Here is a 14,344-nt window from a genome sequence, read left to right on the forward strand (position 1 = left end):
GTCACTAAGGGTTAACAGTATCGTCGCTTAGTGCATATTTCACCGCTGCTCCGGGGTCAAGGTGACCGACCCCGACGAGTTCGCTTTCATCGCTCAGTGCCCGGCTCACCGTCGCGTCCAGGCCGAGCCTGCCGCCCCGGGCCAGCATCGCGGTGTAGCGGCGTTCGCCGATCGCCGCTCGCGCCCGCCGCGCGCACTCCTGGTGCGGCTCGTTGAAGTAGCGCGAGCCGAAGGAGGGCATGCCGACCGACTGCCACAGCCGGGCCGCCGCGCCCTGGAGCACCGCGGCCTGATCGTACGCCGACGGCACCGCGGCCCCCTCGGTCACCAACAGCGCGATCAGCTCCACCGCCATCACCACCCCGATCACGTCGTGGAAGGCGTGGTGGGCCGCCAGGGAGGCCCTGGCCAGGCCGATCGCGCGCACCGGGTCGCCGCTGGCCCAGGCCCAGTAGGACTCGACGTAGTCGAGGTGGGCGCGCACCCAGCGCTCGCCGCGCCGCTCGCACATCGCGCGGGCCTCGCGGCACAGCTCGGCCGAGCGCGCCCGCCGGCCCAGGAAGGCGGTCACCATGGCCAGCTCGACGCGGGCCACCGCGGCGTGCCCGCCGACGTCGCCGAAGGGCTCGGGCGGCCCGGTGCCGCGTGGTGGGGCCCCGTCGTCGAGCCGGGCGTACCGCTTCAGGGCCTCCTCGAACAGGGGCACGGCGCGCTCCAGCTCGTCGTCCAGGAACGCGGTGCAGGCGAGGCGGTGCACCGCCCGCGCCGCCACCCGGGGATCGCCGATCTCGCGGCACTCCTCCAGCAGCCGGGTGGCGTACGCGATGTCGCCCTGCACCCCGGCGACGTAGCCGCACGCCCACAGGGCGCGCGCCCGCTCGGGGCTGGGGGCTGGGTCGAGCGCGAGCGCCTGGTCCAGCCAGTGCCGGCCCTCGCCCAGGTAGCCGCAGCCGACCCAGTAGAACCACAGGATCGCGGCCAGCCCCATGCCGTCGCGGGCGTGGCCGGGCCGGGTCACGCAGAACTCCAGGGCGGCGCGCAGGTTGCGGTGCTCGGCGCGGGTCCTGGCGAAGATCCGCTCCTGGTCGGGGCCGAACCAGGCGGCCTCGCAGGCGGTGGCGAACGCGGTGAAGTGGCGCACGTGGCGGGCCCGCAGCTCGGCGGCGCCCTCGGGGTCGAGCAGCAGCAGCCACTCGGCGCCGTACTCGCGGACGGTGTCGAGCAGCCGGTAGCGCACGCCGCCGTCGGAGTCCTCGCGCATCACGATCGACTTCTCCACCAGGCCCGCCACCCCGTCCAGGATCGCCGCGGCGGGCAGGCGCTCGTCGGCGCACACGCTCTCGGCGGCGTCCAGGTCGAAGGAGCCGGTGAACACCGACAAGCGGGCCCACAGCAGGCGTTCCTCGGGGGTGCACAGCTCGTGGCTCCAGCCCATCGCGGTGCGCAGGGTCTGGTGCCGCGGCGGCCGGGTGGGGCCGCCGCCGACCAGGAGCCGGAACCGCCCGTCGAGGCGGTCCAGAATCTGCTCGACGGACATCGCGTGCAGGCGCACGGCGGCGAGTTCGAGCGCCAGCGGGATGCCGTCGAGCCGCGCGCACAGCCGCGCGACCGCCTCGCGGTTACGCTCGGTGAGCTCGAACCCGGCCACGGCGGCGGCGGCGCGTTCCACGAACAGGGCCACGCTCTCGTGCCTGGCGGCCGAGGCGGGCTCGTCGGGGCCGGGGACGGGCAGCGGGGGCACGACGAGCAGGTGCTCGCCGGGGACGTCCAGGACCTGGCGGCTGGTCACCAGGACGCGCAGCCGGGGCGCGGCGCGCAGCAGCGCGTCCACCAGGGGCGCGCAGGGGGAGACCAGGTGGTCCACGCCGTCGAGCAGGAGCAGGGCGCGCTGGTCGCGGAGGTGCTCGATGAGGACTTCGAGTGGGGTGCGGGCGGTGCGGTCGGGGAGGCCGAGCGCCTGGCACACGGTGTGGCCGAGCAGCTCGGGGTCCTCCAGGTCGGACAGATCGACCAGATGGACGCCGCCGGGGAAGGACCTGCGCACCGCCCTCGCCGCGCGCAGCGCGAGCCGGCTCTTGCCCACGCCGCCCAGGCCCGTCAGCGTGACCAGGCGGGAGACGCCCAGCAGGCGCTTGATCTCGGCGAGCTCGGCCCGCCGCCCCACGAAGCTCGTGACCTCAGCAGGTAAATAGCTTCGCTCCATGTCTGCCTCGATTGGGGGGAGTTGGTGCTCGAAATCCTACCCACCACATCACGGGAAGAACAGGCTCAACTACACTGCGTGAGCATGGTTTGACGGCGCCCGCACCGGAAAGGCGCTCTGCCCGGCAGAGCGGGCACTAGACTCGGCCCGGTCCGTAAACCGCGGCCGCGCGCCCGGTTTTGTGTGGAAGCGAGCTGGACGGAAACGCATGTCTGGGTATGACCGTGTAGTGCAACCGGCGGCCGGCGACGAGGCCCTGGAGAACCACCTCGGTGGCGACGAGGCCAAGAACTACCGGCAGTACGAGTTCGACATGGTCGCGCCCCACGTCGGCCGCTCGATGCTGGAGATCGGCTCGGGGCTCGGCCACTTCGCCGAGCAGTTCCTGCCGCGGCTCGACCGGCTGGTGGTCAGCGACTTCGACCCCTACTGCGTGGAGCAGCTCGGCAAGCGGTTCGCCGGCCGCGAGGACATCCAGGTGCTGCAGTTCGGCCTGCCGACCGAGATCCCGCTGGAGGAGAAGGTCGACACGGTCGTGATGATGAACGTCCTGGAGCACATCGAGGAGGACGTCGAGGCGCTGCGCTCGCTGGCGCGGGTGACCCAGCCGGGCGGGCGGATCGTCATCTGGGTGCCGGGCTACATGCAGCTCTACGGCGACTTCGACCGCAAGGTGGGCCACGTCACCCGCTACACCCCCGCCACCCTGCGCAAGACCGTCACCGAGGCCGGCCTGGCCGTCGAGGTGCTCAAGCCGATCAACTTCCTGGGCGGCATCGCGTGGTGGGTGGCGGTGCGCCGGGGCGGCGTCGGCTACCCCGACCCCCGCCTGGTGAAGATCTACGACCGCACGGTCGTGCCCGCGACCCGCCTGATCGAGCGGTTCATCCGGCCGCCCTTCGGCCAGACGGTCTTCTGCGTCGCCCGCGTCTGAGCCGGAGCGGCCCCGGTCTACGCAGGCTACTCGCGGGTAGGTATCCGGCGTAACGTCGCAAGCAGCCTGTCGTAGGAGGCGGCGATGACGGATCAGAAGATCGGCGTACCCGCGAACACCGGCGGCACCGAGGCGGCGCAGAGCCGCGAGTACGCGCGAGCGCGGGAGGTCGCCGAGCAGGCCCGGGAGAAGGAGTGGACCCGGCCCAGCTTCGGCAAGCAGCTCTTCCTGGGCGACTTCCGGCTCGACCTGGTGCACCCGGCGCCCACCCTGCCACCGGAGGCCGTGGAGAAGGGCGAGGACTTCCTTGGCGCGCTGCGCCGGTTCCTGGAGGAGCGGGTCGATCCCGCCGGCATCGAGCGGGAGTCGCAGATCCCCGACGAGGTGGTCAAGGGCCTGGCCGCGCTGGGGGCGTTCGGGATCACGATCGGGGAGGAGTACGGCGGGCTCGGGCTGAGCCACCTGTACTACGCCCGCGCCCTGTCGCTGGTCGCCTCGTACTCCCCCGCCGTGGCCACGCTGCTGTCGGCGCACCAGTCGATCGGGGTGCCGCAGCCGCTGAAGCTGTTCGGCACCGAGGAGCAAAAGCGCCGCTTCCTGCCCAGATGCGCGGCCGGCGAGATCTCCGCGTTCCTGCTCACCGAGCCCGACGTCGGCTCCGACCCGGCGCGGCTGGCCGCCACGGCCAGGCGCGAGGGCGAGGAGTACGTCCTGGACGGCGTCAAGCTGTGGACCACCAACGGCGTGATCGCCGACCTGCTGGTGGTGATGGCCAGGACCGGGCGGGGGATCTCCGCGTTCGTGGTCGAGGCGGCCTCGCCCGGGATCACGGTGGAGCGGCGCAACGCGTTCATGGGGCTGCGCGGCATCGAGAACGGCGTGACCCGCTTCGACGCGGTGCGGGTCCCGGCCGCGAACCTGATCGGGCGCGAGGGCCAGGGCCTGAAGATCGCGCTCACCACGCTGAACACCGGCCGCCTGTCGCTCCCGGCAACGTGCGCGGGCGGCGCGAAATGGGCGCTGAAGATCGCCCGCGAGTGGTCGGTGGCGCGCGAGCAGTGGGGCCGCCCGGTGGGCCGGCACGAGGCGGTGGCGGGCAAGATCGCCTTCATCGCGGCCACGGCGTTCGCGCTGGAGGCCGTGGTGGACCTGTCCAGCCGCATGGCCGACGACGAGAGCAACGACATCCGCATCGAGGCGGCGCTGGCCAAGCTGTACGCCTCGGAGATGGCCTGCCGGGTCGCCGACGAACTGGTCCAGATCAGGGGCGGGCGCGGCTACGAGACCGCCGAGTCGCTCGCGGCACGCGGCGAGCGCGGGGTGCCCGCCGAGCAGATGCTCCGCGACCTGCGGATCAACCGGATCTTCGAGGGCAGCAGCGAGATCATGCGGCTGCTGATCGCCCGGGAGGCGGTGGACGCGCACCTGTCGGTCGCCGGCAAGATGATCGACTCGGCCGCGCCGGCGGCGGAGCGGGCCAGGGCCGCGGCCAGGGCGGGCGGTTTCTACGCCCGCTGGCTGCCCACGCTGGTGGTCGGCGCCGGCCAGCGCCCCGGCGCGTACGCGGAGTTCGGGCCGCTCGCCGCGCACCTGCGCTACATCGAGCGCACCAGCCGCAAACTGGCCCGTACCACCTTCTACGGCATGTCCCGCTGGCAGGGACGGCTGGAGCACAAGCAGGGCTTCCTGGGCCGGCTGGTGGACATCGGGGCCGAGCTGTTCGCGATGACCGCGGCCTGCGTGCGGGCCCGCGAGGAGGGCGCGGAGCTGGGGCGGCGGCCGTACGAGCTGGCCGACGCGTTCTGCCACCAGGCCAGGCTGCGCGTGGAGGCGCTGTTCGAGCGGCTGTGGGCCAACACCGACGCCCGTGACGTGCGCCTGGCGCGCCACGTCATGGACGGCCGCTACGCCTTCCTGGAGGACGGCATCCTGGACCCGTCGATTCCCGGCCCGTGGATCGCCGAGCCCCCTACCGGCCCGTCCAGCGCGGAGAACGTGCGGCGCGCCATCATGTGATCCCCACGTGAAGCCGCGCTCACCGGTATAGACCAGTACCGGTGAGCACGGCTTCGTCGCGCCCTCCCGTTGCCGAACCGAGATCGCCCGGTATAGACCAGTCGGGAACTTCCGTCGTACAGTGAGCCAACTGCGCGCAGAACTCTGTTATGGCGGACGGTGTCTGGTACGGACCAGTCTTTCCCCCAAGGTGGTACCCAATCGTGAAGAACAGGCTTACGGGCGCGGTCACGCTCGGGCTGGCCGCCGCGCTGGTCCTGACCGGCTGCGGCTCCGGTTCCGGCGACACCGCCGGCGACGGCGGCTCGGCGCAGGGCGGCCCGGTCACCCTCAAGATGGTCGCCGCCGACTACGGCGACGGCCCCACCGCCGACAACAGCGGCGAGAAGTTCTGGAAGGGCGTCGTGGACGAGTTCCAGGCCGCCAACCCGAACATCAAGGTGGACGTCCAGGTCATCAACTGGAACGACATCGACAAGCAGGTCGCCACCATGGTGCAGAACGGCCAGGTGCCCGACATCCTGCAGACCGGCGACTACTCCGGCTTCGTCGCCGACGACCTGCTCTACAAGGTGGACGAGGTGCTCTCGCCGAACACCAAGGCCGACCTGCTGGAGAAGTTCGCCGAGTTCGGCAAGGTGAACGGCGTCGGCTACGGCATCCCGTTCGTCTCCTCCGCGCGCGGCCTGTTCTACAACAAGAACCTGTTCGACAAGGCCGGGATCGCCGAGCCGCCCAAGACCTGGGACGAGCTGAAGGCCGCCGCCGAGAAGCTGAAGAAGGCCGGCGTGGCCCAGCCCTTCGGCCTGCCGCTGGGCAACGAGGAGGCGCAGGCCGAGTCGTTCCTGTGGTTCATGGGCAACGGCGGCGGCTACAAGGACGCCTCCGGCAAGTGGGCCATCGACTCCCCGCAGAACATCGAGACCTTCAAGTACCTGAAGGAGCTGGTGGACGCGGGCCTGACCACCGCCAACCCCGGCACCAAGAACCGCAAGGACGTCTGGGCCGACTTCGCCGCCGGCAAGGTCGGCATGGTCAACGGCGGCCCCATGTCGATCCCGATCTTCGAGAAGGGCGGCCTGACCGAGTTCGGCGTCGCGCCCATCGTGGGCAAGAGCGGCCCGCTCGACACCACGCTCGGCGTCGAGGACTGGATCATGGCCTTCAACAAGAACGGCCACCAGGAGGAGATCAAGAAGTTCTTCGACTTCTTCTACTCCGGCTCGGCGGCGCAGAAGCTCAGCGACACCTACAAGCTGCTTCCGGTGACCAAGTCCGGCATCCAGAAGCTGTCCAGCGACGAGAAGCTCAAGCCGTTCCTGGACGCGCTGCCCAACGCGACCTTCTACCCGTTCCAGGACCCCAAGTGGTCCGAGGTGAACACGCAGATCAAGCAGACGATCGGCGGCGCGCTCGACGACCCGGCCAAGGTGCTCGGCGCCATCCAGAAGGTGGCCACCTCCGGCTGACGCCCTCTCCGGCCTCCCGCCTCCCTCCACCGGCGCGTCCCGGAGGGAGGCGGGACCTGACCCGAGAATCGAGACCTCATGCAGCAGACATCCCCGCTCGCCCGGGCGGGGCGGGCCCTGGAGCCGCTGGCCTGGGTCGGCCCGGCCGTGGTGCTCATCGCGGTGGTCGTGGTCTGGCCCGTCATCGTCATGATCCAGTCGTCGTTCCTCAAGATCAGCCGGTTCGGCGTGGTCCGCGGCGCGAACGGCGTGGACAACTACACCAAGCTGTTCGCCGAGCCGGACTTCGGCGGCGTGATGATCCGCAGCCTGATCTGGGTCGTGGCGGTCGTCGGGCTCACGGTCGTGCTGTCGCTGGCCCTGGCCCAGCTGTTCAACCAGCGCTTCCCCGGCCGCAACATCGCCCGGTGGGCGCTGATCGCCCCGTGGGCCGCGTCGGTGCTGATGACCGCGATCATCTTCAAGTGGATGCTCGACCCCGAGGTCGGGCTGATCAACATGATCCTGCACGACCTCGGCATCCTGGACGCGATGGGCGGCGCCGACGCCGACCCGCTGGGCAAGGCGTCCACCGCGTTCCCGTGGCTGATCGGCGTCGCGGTGTTCGTCTCGCTGCCCTTCACGACGTACGCGCTGCTGGCCGGCCTGGCCACGATCCCGGCGGACGTGTACGAGGCGGCGCGCATGGACGGCGCGTCCAAGGCCCGCATCTACTTCTCGATCACGCTGCCGCTGCTCCGCCCCGCGCTGACCGTGGCGATGCTGATCAACGTGATGAACGTCTTCAACAGCTTCCCGATCATCTGGGTGATGACCCACGGGCAGCCCGGCTACTCCACGGCCACCTCGACGATCTTCATGTACATCCTCAAGGGCTCCGACATCGGCGAGTCCGCCGCGATGTCGGTGGTGAACTTCGGCATGGTGGTGGTGCTCGTGGCCGTGTTCCTGAAGGTGGCGCGCTGGAACCGGCAGGTGGCCTGAGATGACGGTAACCGAGGCCCGCCCGCGCACCGTACCGGCCCGGCGGCAGGCCACCACCCCGCCCGGCCGCGCCCTGCCGTCGGTCAAGAAGGTCATCGTGGCGGCGAGCGCGTACGTGATCGCGTTCGTGTTCGTCTTCCCGTACCTCGTGATGGTGCTCACCGCGCTGCGGCCCCAGGACGAGCTGCGCGAGGCCACGTACCTGCCCGAGACGTTCGCCTGGTCCAACTTCGTCACCTTCTGGAGCGGCGGCCTGGTGCAGAACCTGGGCGTGACGCTCCAGGTGGCGGCCGGCTCGACGATCCTGGTGCTGCTGGTGGCGCTGCCGGCGGCGTACTACACGGCCAGGCACGACTTCAAAGGACGCACCGCGTTCCTGATCCTGGTGCTGATCACCCAGATGTTCCAGCCCACCGCGATGCTGGTCGGCATCTACCGCGAGTTCTCCCAGCTCGGGCTGGTCGACTCGGTGTGGTCGCTGATCCTGGTCAACGCCGGGTTCAACCTGGCGTTCGCGGTCTGGATCCTGAACGCCTACTTCGCCTCGATCCCGCGCGAGCTGGAGGAGGCGGCCTTCATGGACGGCGCGGGGCGCGGCGGCGCGCTGTTCCGGGTCACGCTGCCGCTGGCCATGCCCGGCGTGGTGACCGCGCTGATCTTCACCTTCATCGCCGCCTGGAACGAGTTCGTGGTCGCGCTCACGCTCACCACCTCCCAGGAGAACCAGCCGCTGCCCGTGGCGCTGAACTCCTTCATCGGGCAGTACCAGGTGGACTGGCAGAACCTCTTCGCCGGATCGGTGATCGCCACCATCCCGGTGATCATCCTGTTCGCGCTGATCGAGCGCAAGGTCGTCGGCGGTCTGACCGCCGGCGCCGTCAAATAGGCCGCGCCACCAGGCCGGCCGCCGAAAGCGGCGCCCCCTCCCCCGCGACCCGGGGAAGGGGGCGCCGCTGTGCGCGGCGAGCGGGAGCCCGCCGGTCCCGCCTGCCGCACGTCCTCGCCGGCGTTACAGGCGCTCGATGATGGTCACGTTCGCCTGGCCGCCGCCCTCGCACATGGTCTGCAGGCCGTACCGGCCGCCGGTGCGCTCCAGCTCGTGCAGCAGCTTGGTCATCAGGATCGCGCCGGTGCCGCCCAGCGGGTGGCCGAGCGCGATGGCGCCGCCGTTGGGGTTGGTCCTGGCGTGGTCGGCGCCGATCTCCTTCATCCAGGCCAGCGGGACCGGCGCGAACGCCTCGTTGATCTCGATGACGTCGATGTCGTCGATGCTCAGCCCGGAGCGCTCGAACGCCTTGCGCGTGGCCGGGATCGGCGCGGTCAGCATGTAGACCGGGTCGTCGCCCATCAGCGCCAGCGTGACGATCCGGGCGCGCGGGGTGAGCCCGTGCGCCTTGACCGCCGCCTCCGAGGCGATCAGCACCGCGCCGGAGCCGTCGGAGATCTGGCTGGACGTGGCCGCGGTGATCTTGCCGTCCTCCTTGAGGGTCTTCAGCGCGGCCATCTTCTCCAGCGTTGTGTCGGGGCGCGGGCCCTCGTCGTCCTCGACGCCGGCGATCGGCGCGATCTGGTCCCTGAAGTAGCCGTTGGCGATGGCCTTGGCGGCGCGCTGGTGGCTCTCGTAGGCGTACTGCTCCAGCTCCTCGCGGGTGAAGCCCCACTTCTCGCACATCAGCTCCGCGCCCCGGAACTGGGAGATCTCCTGCTTGCCGTACCGGGCGGCCCAGCCCTCGCCGAACGGCAGCGGCATGCCCTTCTCGAAGGCCGCGCTGATGCTCGACCCCATGGGCACGATGCTCATCGACTCCACACCGGCCGCCACCACCAGGTCCTGGGTGCCCGACATGACGCCCTGGGCGGCGAAGTGGATCGACTGCTGCGAGGAGCCGCACTGGCGGTCGATGGTGACGCCGGCGACCGTCTCGGGCAGCCCGGCCGACAGCCACGCGTTGCGCGCGATGTCCATGCTCTGCGGGCCGAACTGCATGACGCAGCCCATGATGACGTCGTCCACGGCCGCGGGATCGACTCCCGTACGCTCGATGAGCGCCTTGAGGGTGTGCGCCGCCAGGTCAGTGGGGTGGACGGTGGACAGGCCGCCCTTCTTCTTGCCGACGGGGGTGCGAACCGCCCCGACGATGTACGCCTCTGCCACAGTGCCTCCTGGTCCCGTCCCATCGAAACCGAGCAATGTTCGGTCGCTATGAGACTACAACAGAACCTTCGTCCGCGACCGTAAGGGTGCACTTATCAGGGCACTCGACCGAAGGCACCCCGCCAGAAGGCGCGTCGTCAGAAGGCCCGTTGTCAGGAGGCCCGTTGTCAGGAGGTACCGGACACCCGATGGCTGCTGGTCATCGTCGCGTACACGATGATGTTGTCGGTGTAGTGGCCGGTCGAGCGGTTGTAGCTGCCGCCGCAGGTGATCAGGTGCAACTGGGCGTTCGCCTGCGGCCCGTACACGCGCTGGGTGGGGAAGGTCTTCTTGTCCGCCTGCTCCACCCCGCCCACGGTGAACACCGCCACCGTGCCGTCGCGCCGGTAGACCTCGATCGTGTCGCCGTTGCGGATCTCGTCCAGCCTGCTGAAGACCGCGCTGCGGGTGCGGGTGTCCTTGTGGCCGAGCATCACCGACGGCCCCGCCTCACCCGCCGTCGGGCCGTGCCGGTACCAGCCGACCAGGTTCGCGTTGTCGGCGGGCGGCACCTGGATCGTGCCGTCCCGGGCCAGCCCCACCGACTTGATCGGCGCGTTCACGCTCAGCCGCTTGATCACCAGCCGGATCGGGGTGGAGGGCTGCATCGGCGGCGCGGGCTGGATGGCCGGCAGCGGCGGCGGCACCGTGGGCGCGGCCTGGAACATCCCCGTGTCGGCGCTGGCCGGGGGCTGGGCCTGCAACTCCAGCTCGGTGCGCCCGTTGGCCAGCCCGTACCCCTCGGGGTCGGCGGCCATGAACACCAGCCCCACCACCACCGTGATCACGCCCGCCACGGCGGCCAGGATCAGCACCGACCGCAGGACGCGCGTTCCGGCCGGCTCCTCAGGCTCCTCGGGCTCCCACTGCGGCTGCGGTTGCGGCTGCGGCATCGGCGGCCCGAACACCACCGGCCCCGGCGCCCCGAACACGGGATGCTGGGGCGGGTAGGCCCCGTACGGCTGCCCGCCGTACGGAGGCTGCTGATACGGCGGCTGCCCTGGGGGCGGTGGCGTGCTCACCGGCCGCCCCGTTCAGCCCCGGTTGGCGGCGGTCCGCCGGCGCAGGAACAACCCGCCGACCCCGGCCCCGAGCACCATCAGCGACCCGACGAGCAGGAACATCCGCGCATCGGGCCCCATCTCCCCGCCACCACCGGTGGCCGCGCCCCCATCGGGAGTCCGCGTCACCTGCCCGTTCCCCCCGGGCGGCGTGGCGGTGACGGTCGCCGTACGCGTGGTGGTCGGCCGCGGCGTGCTGTTCGTCGGCGTCGGCGTGCCCGTCCCGGTGGAGGTGTTGGAAGGGCTCGGGCTGCCCGTTCCGGTGCTCGTGCCGACCGCCAGGTTCAGCGACGGCCCCTGGCCCGCGGTCGCGGGCTGGCAGGTGTAGTAGGTGGTCGTGCTGCCGGACCCCGCCCTCAGCACGAAGCCCTCGCCGCGCAGCGCGACCGTGCCGGCCGCGGTCGGGCGGATCACCAGGGTCATCGCGGTGGGCACCGGCATCGGGCTCTGCGCCTGCACCCCGGGGGTCGCGGTCACACTGCCCGAGGGCGTCGCGGTGACGCCGGTCGCGCCCACGGGCGCGCCGCTGGCCACCACCGTGCCCTCCGCGACGATCACGGCGTTGGCGGTGATCTCGACCGGGGCGGGCAGCACCGAGGAGGACGAGGCGGTGGGAGTGGCCGTGGGGGTGGTCGTGGGCGTGCTCGACGTGGAACCGGTCGGCGTCGCCATGCGCCACGTCACCGTGACCGACGAGCTGGGCGAGGGGGCGGTCGCCGGGCCGACCAGCTCCATCGAGAACGTGACCGGGATCGCCGTGCCGCCGGCGGTACCGGACGGAGTGCAGTTGTACGTGATGTTGACGGGCGCGGCCAGGGCCGGGAGGCCCCCCAGGAGCAGCCCTCCTCCTATCACTCCCAGGGCAGCGGTCTTCAGGGCGACTCGACGTCGCGCCTTGGACTTCAGCACTGTCCTACTCCGTTTCACGCGCGCGGACTGACCGGTTCGACAGGCGTACCAGCTTCCCAGTCATGGGTCACGGTTCGATACAGATCATATGAAGACGAGCTGGGAATCTGGCCCTATACGCCAAAAACGGGCATAGATTCCTTGGCGTCACTCTAGATCAGTACACCGGCCCCGGGCGCCCGGTCACTTGGACTTCTTCGACAACGTCGCGTAAACGATGATGTTGTCGGAGTAGCTGTGCTTGGCCGGGTTGTAGACACCGCCGCACGTGATCAGCCGCAGGCTCGCGTCGTTCAGGTTGCTGTAGACGCGGTTGGTGGGGAAGGTGCCCTTGCTCACCTGCTCCACGCCGTCCACGGTGAACTCCAGGATCTTGCCGTCGTTCCTGGCGACGCGCACCTTGTCGCCGCGCTTCACCTCGCGCAGGCGGCTGAAGACCGCGGGGCCCTGCTTGTTGTTGACGTGGCCGACGATCACGGCCGGGCCGATCTCGCCGGGCACCGGGCCCAGGCGGTACCAGCCGGCGACCTTGGGCCGCTCCAGCGGCGGCACCTCGATCTCGCCGCTCTTCTGCACTCCGACCGAGATCAGCGGGGCCTTGACCCCGATGCCCGGGATCGAGATCTTGGTCGGCCTGGTGCTCTTGGTCGTCGCGACCGGCGGCTCGACCTTGACCGCGGGCAGCGGCGGCGGGGCCGCCGGCTCGGCGGGGGTCAGCGGCACGTCCGGGCCGCCGGGCCCCACGCTGGGTAGCAGCATCGGCTGCGCCGCCGCCTGGATGTTCACGGTGCCGTCCTGCCCCGCCGGGCCGTCGCCCACGGCGTACAGCTCCTCGCTGGACGCCGGCGACAGGTACGTCAGCAGGCCGGCCATGATGGCCGCGATCCCGCCGAGCGACCCCACGACGAGCAGCGCGGGCATCGCCGCGATGCCGCCCTTGCCCTTCTTGGCCTCGGGTGCGCTACCGCCCTTCGGACCTGGATGCGCCACTGGTCTCCCCCTGCCTGCCGTGCCTGACCGTCAGCTCGCGCCATCGCGGCCCGCATGGGCCGCCCTACGCCGCCGCATCGCCACCCCGCTCATGATCCCGCCGCCCAGCATCACACAGCCGGCGAGCAGCAGCGTCAGCCCCGACGGATTCCGCTCGGGCAGCTCACCGGTCTGCGCCGCACCGATGGGCGTGACCCTCACCTGCGCGGTATGCGTCGCGGTCACGGTCGTCGTGGGCCGCGCGCTGGCGGTGGCCGTGGCTGTGGCGGTCGTCAACACCGTGGTCCCGGTGCCGTTGTTGCTGTTGTTGTTCCCGGTCCCACCCGTGTTGGTGTTGCTCGGGCTCGGGGAGCCGGAGTTGGAGCCGGTCGGGCCCGGCGTCGTGTCGGTCGGGTCGGGGGTGGGCGTGTTGCCGTCGGTCGGCGTGGTGGTCGGCGTGCCGGTCGGAGTACCCGTCGGGACCGATCCGCCGCCGATCGTGATGTCGACCGAGACCGGATTGCTGATGATCTTGCAGGTCGCGCGGTACTGCGGCGGCGGCCCGCTCAACTGCTGGGTGATGACCTTGAACGCGTCGAGCGTCGTCCGCTTCCCCGTGACATTCTTGATCTGGATCGTGTGTTCCTTGTACGGCAGGTCGGTGAACCGCCAGAGCGTCTGGCCTCCCTTGCGCGTGAAGTTGTGGGGCATGCCGTTGTCGTCAAGGGAGGGGTCCACCTCGGGCGGCGTGCCGGCCTTGCCGTTGAGCTCGATGGCGACCGGGCCGGCCTCACGGTCGAGCTGACCGATGTACTCGATGCCGGTGCCCGTGAACGTCAGGGTGGCCGTGTCGCCCACCGTGTTGCTCTGGTGGTAGTCCTTGTAGATATCGCCGTCGTTCGGCTCGCCCTCCACGTCGGCCCACAGCCCGACGGGGTTGTACTTCACGTCCGGGTCATCGTCGTTGATCACAAGGTCGCGGACCGGCGGAGTGAAGTCAACGTGGAGGACATCGGGAGTGATCTTCACGGTCCCCGGCACGTCGAGGTGCGCGAAGTCGGAAATGCCCTCGGGAAGGACCAGCGGGGTGCCCTTCACCAGCGGCGTGGTCTGGTCGAGGTAACCCTTCGGCTGGAGGATGCCGACCCAGTCGCCGGTCATCTTCATGTTGCCGATGATGCTGATCCTGGCGCCCTCGGCGAACCGGGCCGGCGAGCCGAAGCGCGACTGGTTCTTGTAGGCGAGTCTCCAGGAGATGTTGAGCGGATCGCCGACGTTCAGCGTGGTCGGGATCGTCACGGTGGTCCTGAGGAAGACGGGAGGGGAGCCCGTCTTCGCAACGCCGCCCGTGCAGCGGTAATCAACGTTCAGATCGACCGTCGCCGCACGCGCGGCAGTGCCCGAGGTGAGCACGATCGCGCCGCCCACCAGCCCTAGCGCCGAGGCGACGGCGACCCTCCTCAGTCCAGCACCCCACCCAAGCACAGCACACTCCGATCCCATCTGATCAAAAGCCCCGTCGGATCGTACTGACTCCCGAAATAGGACAAGGGGCGCTTATGACGACTGTGGCGTACTTGTGATGTTGCTTCCTACCAGGCGGTA

The 14,344-nt window shown here is 70.5% G+C and carries 11 protein-coding genes; 5 read left to right on the forward strand and 6 right to left on the reverse strand.

The annotated features are described in order from the left end of the window. Window positions 1-4 precede the first annotated feature (4 nt). The gene (locus tag HNP84_RS41450; protein ID WP_185055562.1) at window positions 5-2,203 is read right to left on the reverse strand and encodes an ATP-binding protein; all 2,199 of its coding nucleotides are present in this window, start codon (window positions 2,201-2,203) and stop codon (window positions 5-7) included. A 229-nt stretch (window positions 2,204-2,432) separates the two neighbouring features. On the opposite strand from HNP84_RS41450, the gene HNP84_RS41455 reads away from it, so the two are divergent. The 5 genes from HNP84_RS41455 (at window position 2,433) to HNP84_RS41475 (ending at window position 8,492) form a co-directional block, all read left to right on the forward strand. Then, window positions 2,433-3,137 (forward strand): class I SAM-dependent methyltransferase, encoded by a 705-nt coding sequence (locus tag HNP84_RS41455; protein ID WP_312926878.1) that lies wholly within the window; start codon window positions 2,433-2,435, stop codon window positions 3,135-3,137. A gap of 84 nt (window positions 3,138-3,221) precedes the next feature. After that, a complete protein-coding gene (locus tag HNP84_RS41460; RefSeq protein WP_185055564.1) occupies window positions 3,222-5,153 on the forward strand; it encodes an acyl-CoA dehydrogenase family protein in 1,932 nt (643 codons plus the stop codon). A gap of 203 nt (window positions 5,154-5,356) precedes the next feature. Continuing rightward, complete coding sequence (locus HNP84_RS41465; protein ID WP_312926879.1) at window positions 5,357-6,622, forward strand: extracellular solute-binding protein; 1,266 nt, start codon at window positions 5,357-5,359, stop codon at window positions 6,620-6,622. A gap of 78 nt (window positions 6,623-6,700) precedes the next feature. Beyond that, window positions 6,701-7,606: a carbohydrate ABC transporter permease gene (locus tag HNP84_RS41470; protein WP_185055566.1), complete on the forward strand. Its 906-nt coding sequence runs from the start codon at window positions 6,701-6,703 to the stop codon at window positions 7,604-7,606. 1 nt (window position 7,607) lies between these two features. Beyond that, complete coding sequence (locus HNP84_RS41475; protein WP_185055567.1) at window positions 7,608-8,492, forward strand: carbohydrate ABC transporter permease; 885 nt, start codon at window positions 7,608-7,610, stop codon at window positions 8,490-8,492. Window positions 8,493-8,615: 123 nt separating this feature from the next. Here the strand turns inward: HNP84_RS41475 and HNP84_RS41480 are convergent, their stop codons facing one another. The 5 genes from HNP84_RS41480 to HNP84_RS41500 form a co-directional block, all read right to left on the reverse strand. Next, window positions 8,616-9,761, reverse strand: coding sequence for an acetyl-CoA C-acetyltransferase (locus tag HNP84_RS41480; RefSeq protein ID WP_185055568.1), 1,146 nt, complete (start codon window positions 9,759-9,761; stop codon window positions 8,616-8,618). Window positions 9,762-9,928: 167 nt separating this feature from the next. Next, window positions 9,929-10,822 carry a class F sortase gene (locus HNP84_RS41485; RefSeq protein ID WP_312926881.1) on the reverse strand — a complete coding sequence of 298 codons (894 nt, stop codon included), beginning with the start codon at window positions 10,820-10,822 and terminating at the stop codon, window positions 9,929-9,931. A 12-nt stretch (window positions 10,823-10,834) separates the two neighbouring features. Then, complete coding sequence (locus HNP84_RS41490) at window positions 10,835-11,770, reverse strand: hypothetical protein (protein WP_185055569.1); 936 nt, start codon at window positions 11,768-11,770, stop codon at window positions 10,835-10,837. A 183-nt stretch (window positions 11,771-11,953) separates the two neighbouring features. After that, a complete protein-coding gene (locus HNP84_RS41495; protein ID WP_185055570.1) occupies window positions 11,954-12,760 on the reverse strand; it encodes a class F sortase in 807 nt (268 codons plus the stop codon). A 30-nt stretch (window positions 12,761-12,790) separates the two neighbouring features. Then, entirely contained in the window at window positions 12,791-14,167 is a 1,377-nt protein-coding gene (locus tag HNP84_RS41500; RefSeq protein ID WP_185055571.1) for a hypothetical protein, read from the reverse strand. Window positions 14,168-14,344: the final 177 nt, after the last annotated feature.

The sequence above is a fragment of the Thermocatellispora tengchongensis genome, from assembly GCF_014202315.1.
Lineage (GTDB): Bacteria > Actinomycetota > Actinomycetes > Streptosporangiales > Streptosporangiaceae > Thermocatellispora > Thermocatellispora tengchongensis.